Origin of the sequence: Actinomadura roseirufa (assembly GCF_900659635.1) — a bacterium.
In the GTDB taxonomy this organism is placed as follows: domain Bacteria; phylum Actinomycetota; class Actinomycetes; order Streptosporangiales; family Streptosporangiaceae; genus Spirillospora; species Spirillospora roseirufa.
On the sequence record NZ_CAACVB010000411.1, the window covers coordinates 1 to 5002 of the forward strand.

Sequence of the window (5002 nt, forward strand, 5' to 3'; positions counted from 1 at the left end):
GGCGGTCGGCGGCGGGCGGGCCGCGCGGCGGCGGCGAGGCGGTCGCGCCCCGTCCGCAGCGCGGCGTCAGTGGGCGGCGCGACGCCGGGCCTGGCCTCGCGCAGCAGCGCCATCTCATCCATCGATGTCCTCCTCGGTGGGGTCGGCGCCGCCGAGCGAGGCGCGGAGCCGGGCGCGGCCCCGCGACAGGCGGGACCGGACGGTGCCCACGGGGACGTCCAGCGCCGCGGCCACCTCCTCGTAGCTCAGGTCGGCCCAGGCCACCAGGAGCAGCGACTCCCGGTAGACCTCGGGCAGGTCGGCCAGCGCCCGGGCGAGCGGCCCTCGCAGGGCCTGCGCGCTCACCCGCGCCTCGCTGTCGACGGGCTCGGCCGCCGTCTCGCCGCCGAGCCGTTCCAGCAGCAGGTACCGGGCCGTCTCGGTCTTGCGGTGCCGAGCGACGAGCCGGGTCGCGATCCCGTACAGCCACGGCCGGGCGTCGGCGCGGGCCAGATCGTAGCCCCGCCGCTTACGGAAGGCGATCAGAAACGTCTCGGCCATCAGGTCGTCGGCCGCGTCGGGCCCCAGGCGGCGCGCGACGTACCGGTGGATCGCAGGCGCGTGCCGGTCGTACACGGCGGTGAACGCGTCCGGCTCCGCGAGCGATCTGCGGATCAGCTCGGCGTCGCCCTGCACCGCCTCGGCCGGGCGTTCCGGCCGCACCCGGGAACCGATCACCACGCGGCCGGCGGTGTCGACGGCTCTGTCATCGGGGGGCCTCCAAGGTGTCGCGGTGTGCCTACACCGGTTATCCCTCGGACGCCGTCTCCGGGTTCCCGCGGGCAGCCGGTGTCACCCGTCGAAGCATCCGTCGTCGACTTGAGCGAGCACCGCCGTCCAGACACTTCCCCATGTCCCGCGTCGGCCTGCCGGCAAGCGTGCCGCACGTTCATCGAACGCACGCATCCGCGGTCGCTCTAAAGATCAACTGCGGGTGGTGCTGGAGGTGACGCCGGCGGGCCCGCCGATCCGGGTGCGCGCCGAGGCGGGCGAGGTCGTGGACGTTCACCGGCGCGGCCCGCGGGCCGCCGCACCGTCCGGCATGGGGCCCGCAGGCTTCCTCCCGGTCGTGCCCGCCTAAACGGCGGCGCCTGACCACCGCGGCGTAACGCGTCCCCGGAACCGACGCCACTGACCCTCTACCCGGCGACGCTGCCTCTGGGCATCGGATTCGACCTGGCCATGCCGTCCCTAGCCGGACTGGCAATGTCCGGCGCGGCCCCGCGCGACTCGGGCCCGGCTTCGGGCATGTTCAACACCATGCAGCAGGCCGGCAGTTCGCTCGGCCTGGCGATCCTGAGCGCGCTAGCCGCCTCGCACACCAGCGCCCTGCTCGCGACGGCGCCACCCAGGCGACCGCGCTCACCGGTGGCTACCGGCTCGCCTTCCGCGTCGGCGCCTGCTTCGTCCTGGCCGCCATCCTCGCTGCCGCCACCGCGCTGCACCCTCCACGCCGCCCGACCAAAGATCGACCGCGCGCACGACGAGCCAGCGGCCGATGGAAGAGGACACCACATCGGCGTGACGGCCCACCAGGGTCGCGGTGAGCGGCGAGGTGTTGGCGTGTGTGGGCTTACAGGTCGTGTGCGCCTGCGCGAATCTCCCCAACGAGCGTCGTGAACACCGTGCGGCTGAGGCTCAGGGTAGGGCCGTCGGGGTGTTTGGAGTCTCGCATAGCCACCGTGGGGGCGAGGGCCGCGACCTCGACGCACTCCCCGCCGGTGTCGCCGCTGTGGCTGCTCTTACGCCAAGAGGCGGCGGACAGATCCAAACTGTTCATGGCTTCTCCAGGTTGAGCGAAGCAATTCCAGACCTAATCAGCGGGCAGCAGCGCGTTGGCGTGCGTGGCGGTCTACAGGTCGTGTGAGCCTGCGCGGATCTCTGTGACGAGCGCTGTAAACGCTGCGTGGTTGAGACCCAGGACGGGGCCGTCGGCGTCCTTGGAGTCCCGCATGGCCACCACGGGCGCGAGGGCGGCAACTTCTACGCACTGCCCCCCGTGCTGGTCGCTTCGGCTGCTCTTTCGCCACCGGGCGGCGGACAGGTCCTGACTGTTCATAGGTACTCCCGGGCCGAGCGAAGCAACTCCAGGGACTCATCAGCGGGTGGCGGGGTGTTCGCGTACGTGGGGTCCTACAGGTCGTGTGCGCCTGAGCGGATTTCCCCAACGAGCGTCGTGAACCCCTTGCGGCTGAGGCTCAGGGCCGGGCCGTCGGGGTCTTTGGAGTCTCGCATGGCCACCGTGGGCGCGAGGGCGGCAACTTCTACGCAATCCCCGCCAATGTCGGTGCTGTGGCTGCTCTTGCGCCACGAGGCGGCGGACAGGTCCGGCATGTTCATTGGTTTCTCCCAGGTTGAGCGGAGCAATTCCAGGGACTCGTCAGCGGGCGGCGGGGACTGGGGGCGGCGGTCGCCGCGATGGGTGAGGGCGCTGCGGTGGTGTTCATCGGGCGGGACGCGAAGATGGGCGGGCGTCCACTGGTCGGGGCGTGTGTGGGGTTACAGGCTGTGCGCGCCTGAGCGGATTTCCCCAACGAGCGTCGCGAACGCCGCGCGGCTGAGACCTAGGACGGGGCCGTCGAGGTCTTTGGAGTCCCGCATAGCCACTATGTGGGCGAGGGCGGCGACCTCCAGGCAGTCCCCGCCGGTGTCGCCGCTGTGGCTGCTCTTACGCCAAGAGGCGGCGGACAGATCCAAACTGTTCATGGCTTCTCCCTGTTGAACGAAGCAATTCCAGACCTAATCAGCGGGCTGCGGGGTGTTGGCGTGTGTGAGGGGTTACAGGTCGTGTGCGCCTGTACGGATCTCCTTGACGAGCGCTGTGAACGCCGCGCGGCTGAGGGCCACGGCGGGGCCGGCGGGGTCTTTGGAGTCCCGCACGGCCACTACGGGGGCGAGGCTCGCCACCTCTACACAAGCGCCACCATGCTCATCGCTGCGACCACTCTTGCGCCACGAGGCGACAGATAGATCCAGGATGTTCATAGATTCTCCAGGTTGAGCGGAGTAATTCCAGGGACTCGTCAGCGGGCGGCGGGGACTGGGGGCGGCGGTCGCCGCGATGGGTGAGGGCGCTGCGGTGGTGTTCATCGGGCGGGACGCGACGGCGAGGCTGGGTGTCCGCTGGTCGGGGCCGTCGATGTTCGGGGTTGCCAACCTCGATGACGCACCTGCCACTCACTGAGGTGGGCTGGCACAGATGAGGCCTTCGCCGGTCGCACGAGCGATCCGGGGGCGTCGTCGTGCCTGGCGGTCAGTCGGTGGCCAGGACGGGCCCGCCGACCGGACATGTCAACGGCCCGCCGGTCGTGGTGAGCGGCAGGACGTTGGCGTGAGCGGAGGTCTACAGGTCGTGTGCGCCTGTGCGGATCTCCGTGACGAGGGTCGTGAAGGCCGTGTGGCTGAGGGTCAGGGTGGGGCCGTCGGGGTCTTTGGAGTCTCGCATGCCCACCATGGGGGTGAGGGCGGCGACCTCGACGCACTCCCCGCCGATGTCGGTGCTGTGGCTGCTCTTGCGCCATGAGGCGGCAGACAGATCCGGGATGTTCATAGGTTCTCCCAGGTCGAGCGAAGCAACTCCAGGGACTCATCAGCGGGCATCGCCGCTCCACGTATCAGGTCAAATCGTACCGTGTGTCCCCAGACTGTGGCGACGTGGTCAGTGAGGTTTCCCCCTATGTGGCCCTCCGTATAGACCATATCGGGCGCGTCATTGAACCTGAGGATCGTGAACGCTCCGGGTAGCCCAGCGTAGGAGCCCTTTTCCGATGACACGAGGTGAAAGGTGACGTTGGGCATTTCTGCGATCTCGATCAGGCGTGCCAGTTGATCCTTGATGATCTCGCGGGTGCCGACGACGCGCCGGATCACCCCTTCGTCGAATACGGCGACGATCTGGGGTGGGTCGTCCCTGGTGAGGAGTTGTTGCCTGTCCATCCGCTTGGAGACGAGGTTTTGGACTTCCTCGCCTGTCCTCCCTGCTTTCAGGACTTCGTAGGCGTACTCCGGAGTCTGGTGCAGTCCATGAATCACCATCGCTGCGAAGATGTAGAGTGCCGACGCCTCCGCCTCGCGCTCTGTGAAGTCATTGAATCCTGGTGGTAGCGCGGTGGTGTCGAGGGTGTCGTCGATGACCTCCCACAGGCCGACGAAGAGTTCGTCGGCCTGGAAGTAGGTGTCCAGGTCCTCGGAGAACTTGCGGGACGGGAGGTTCTTGCAGCCTTCGACCTGGCTGACGAACTGGGACGTATAGCCGAGTACCTCGGCCAGTCCGTGCTGTGAGAGTTTCGCGGTCTTCCGCATCGCTTTCAGCGTTGCGGCGTACGCGCGGACCGCGGGGGCCTGGTACGGGTCGCGTCGTGCTGGCATGTGGACGGCTCCGGGGGGAGAGAGTTTCTGGAACCCAGGCGGGTTTTATCGATCTACGATGCGGTTTCTTGTTCGGCCTTCGGGGTTTTCGTGTGGTGTTGCGGGGTTCGTAGCCGAGCGTATCCCCGCGCCGTGAGGCTGGTCCCGCCATTCCGCTAGCCCGACTTTGATGTGGTGATCTGTCGGGTTTATTCGGAATGGCCAGACGAGGCTTGGCCGGAGTACACGGAGGTCGGTTGTGAGCAAGGATCACGAAGCAGAGGGGGCGGACCCGAATGAACGCCTCGACGGCATCGAGCACCCGGACGGCTATGGGCGGCTTGGGGCGTTGATGTCGCGGCTTCAGATCTACGGGCTGAAGACGGTTCTTCAGCGGGGCGGGCTGATCGTGATCAATCCGAATCTGCCGGGGTGTTGTGAGGGCGCGCCGCAGCCCGCCGACACGATCACGTGCAGGCCGCGTGAGGACGACGGCGAGCGCCTGTGGTTCTTCACGGTGCGCCGCGAGGCGCCTTGTCATATCCCCGGCTCAGCCGGGAGGAATTTGGAGGGTGTTCCTGGGTCTGATGACTTACCTGGATTCGAAAGGTGAAGG

The 5002-nt window shown here is 68.1% G+C and carries 10 protein-coding genes; 2 read left to right on the forward strand and 8 right to left on the reverse strand.

What is annotated here, in order from left to right:
• Positions 1–114: 114 nt before the first annotated feature.
• Complete coding sequence (locus E1291_RS38985; protein WP_306434505.1) at positions 115–720, reverse strand: RNA polymerase sigma factor; 606 nt, start codon at positions 718–720, stop codon at positions 115–117.
• Between the two features lie 256 nt (positions 721–976).
• Here E1291_RS38985 and E1291_RS42835 point away from each other — a divergent pair, with 256 nt between their 5' ends.
• On the forward strand, positions 977–1120 hold the full coding sequence (locus E1291_RS42835) for a hypothetical protein (protein WP_165495511.1): 144 nt from the start codon (positions 977–979) through the stop codon (positions 1118–1120).
• A gap of 492 nt (positions 1121–1612) precedes the next feature.
• Here E1291_RS42835 and E1291_RS38995 read toward each other — a convergent pair whose 3' ends face one another.
• The 7 genes from E1291_RS38995 to E1291_RS39025 all read right to left on the reverse strand — a co-directional run bounded on the left by E1291_RS38995 (position 1613) and on the right by E1291_RS39025 (position 4407).
• Entirely contained in the window at positions 1613–1819 is a 207-nt protein-coding gene (locus tag E1291_RS38995; RefSeq protein ID WP_131743045.1) for a DUF397 domain-containing protein, read from the reverse strand.
• A gap of 72 nt (positions 1820–1891) precedes the next feature.
• On the reverse strand, positions 1892–2098 hold the full coding sequence (locus E1291_RS39000; RefSeq protein WP_131743046.1) for a DUF397 domain-containing protein: 207 nt from the start codon (positions 2096–2098) through the stop codon (positions 1892–1894).
• A 74-nt stretch (positions 2099–2172) separates the two neighbouring features.
• Positions 2173–2379, reverse strand: coding sequence for a DUF397 domain-containing protein (locus tag E1291_RS39005; protein ID WP_131743047.1), 207 nt, complete (start codon positions 2377–2379; stop codon positions 2173–2175).
• Between the two features lie 159 nt (positions 2380–2538).
• The gene (locus E1291_RS39010; protein WP_131743048.1) at positions 2539–2745 is read right to left on the reverse strand and encodes a DUF397 domain-containing protein; all 207 of its coding nucleotides are present in this window, start codon (positions 2743–2745) and stop codon (positions 2539–2541) included.
• Positions 2746–2817: 72 nt separating this feature from the next.
• Entirely contained in the window at positions 2818–3129 is a 312-nt protein-coding gene (locus E1291_RS39015) for a DUF397 domain-containing protein (RefSeq protein ID WP_306434506.1), read from the reverse strand.
• A 253-nt stretch (positions 3130–3382) separates the two neighbouring features.
• Positions 3383–3589, reverse strand: a complete 207-nt coding sequence (locus E1291_RS39020; protein ID WP_131743050.1) for a DUF397 domain-containing protein — start codon at positions 3587–3589, stop codon at positions 3383–3385.
• A complete protein-coding gene (locus tag E1291_RS39025; RefSeq protein WP_131743051.1) occupies positions 3586–4407 on the reverse strand; it encodes a helix-turn-helix domain-containing protein in 822 nt (273 codons plus the stop codon). Before E1291_RS39025 ends, E1291_RS39020 begins: the two co-directional genes overlap by 4 nt.
• A gap of 238 nt (positions 4408–4645) precedes the next feature.
• On the opposite strand from E1291_RS39025, the gene E1291_RS39030 reads away from it, so the two are divergent.
• Positions 4646–4999: a hypothetical protein gene (locus E1291_RS39030; RefSeq protein WP_131743052.1), complete on the forward strand. Its 354-nt coding sequence runs from the start codon at positions 4646–4648 to the stop codon at positions 4997–4999.
• Positions 5000–5002 lie beyond the last annotated feature (3 nt).